Genomic DNA, 1361 nt, shown 5'->3' with positions numbered 1-1361 from the left:
GTGAAACAGGGTCGGACATGCCGGAAGCAATCAACTTGTCTGGAAGTGCTGTCTATGTGGTAGCGTCTCAGATTTTCTGTAATTTGTCTGAGCCCTGTCTCCTTGTCTGATCATTCCTCGTCCATGTTCAAATACTTTCTTCCGGTGACCCATTCCTCGTTGATGTCCATCAGGATGGATCCGACCACTCGGAGAAGTGATTCATCATTCGGGAATATCTCTGCGACCTTGGTTCTTCGCTTCAATTCCTTGTTGACTCGCTCTACCATATTGGTGGTTCTGAGCCGTTTCCAGTGCCTTTTCGGGAATGCTGTATAACTCACGAGCCCAGGAAGGAACCGCTCGATGGTATTGGCTGCTTTCCGGTATCCCCGGGCGTTCAGATTATCAGCAACCTTCTGGAGGTTCTGCTCGCTGCCATATGCCTCTCTCAACCATTCGGCGACTTCGCTCTGGTTTTTCTTGGGTATATTCTTCAGAACCGCTCGCGTGCAATGGACCTGGCACATTTGCCAGGATGCGCCGAGGAAGGCGGCTGAGGCCGCCTTCTGGATGCCCGTGTGGCCATCGGAGACGACCAGTTGGACCCCGGTAAGGCCGCGTTCTTTGAGGTCCTCGAACAGTCCCGACCAGAACGCCTCATTCTCACAGTCCGTGATGCGCGCACCCAGGATCTCCCGGTAACCATCCTCTCGCACCCCGGCGACCACAAGGACCGCTTTGGTGACGTATCGTACACCTTCGCGCACCTTGTAGTATGATGCATCCACGAAGAGATACGGGATTGCTTGCTCAATCGGCCGCAAGAGGAATGCCTGAACCTGTTCATCAAGATCCTTGGCCATCCGGGAGACCGAGGCAGGGGAGAGTTGCTCGATGCCCAGATGAGCAACGATCTCCTGAACGCGCCGTGTCGAGACCCCCTGAAGGTAGGATTCCACCACGGCATTCACAATAGCCTTTTCCGCTCGAGCATACCGTCCAAAGACCTGCGTCTCAAAGGGGAACTCCCGGAATTGTGGTTTCCGGAGGGTCATTTCCCCGTATCGGGTCTTGAGGGATCGGGCCTTGTAACCGTTCCGATGCGCCTTCCGGGAATCAGTGCGCTCATACGGGATGGCTCCCGCCTGCTGGAGTGCCTCTACAATCATTACCTTATTGAGGAAAGCAGCGATGAGGTTCTTCATGCCTTCCTCCTGATCGGAAAGATAATCTGCGATAAGGTCTAAGGTATCCATGGCCCTGTTTCTCCTTTGTGCAAATCGAGGTTGGATCCAGGGCCATTTCAATTTTACATAAACTTCGTTACGCTACCGTCTATGTGTGGTGTTGACGCCTTATTAACCATAATGGAAGAGTCC

General features: G+C 53.4%; 1 protein-coding gene. It reads right to left on the bottom strand.

The window, feature by feature from the left end; genetic code table 11:
- Window positions 1-110: 110 nt before the first annotated feature.
- Complete coding sequence (locus QZ408_RS14765; RefSeq protein ID WP_292492827.1) at window positions 111-1238, bottom strand: IS256 family transposase; 1128 nt, start codon at window positions 1236-1238, stop codon at window positions 111-113.
- Window positions 1239-1361 lie beyond the last annotated feature (123 nt).

It is taken from the genome of Methanoculleus sp. 10 (genome assembly GCF_913757945.1).
Taxonomy (GTDB): domain Archaea; phylum Halobacteriota; class Methanomicrobia; order Methanomicrobiales; family Methanoculleaceae; genus Methanoculleus.
The sequence above is the reverse complement of the archived record's forward strand: the minus strand, read 5'-3'. Positions and strand labels throughout refer to the sequence as shown.

Coding starts and splice junctions, on each gene's coding strand:
- QZ408_RS14765 (WP_292492827.1), bottom strand. CDS start 1,238: ATGGATACCTTAGACCTTATCGCAGATTATCTTTCCGATCAGGAGGAA.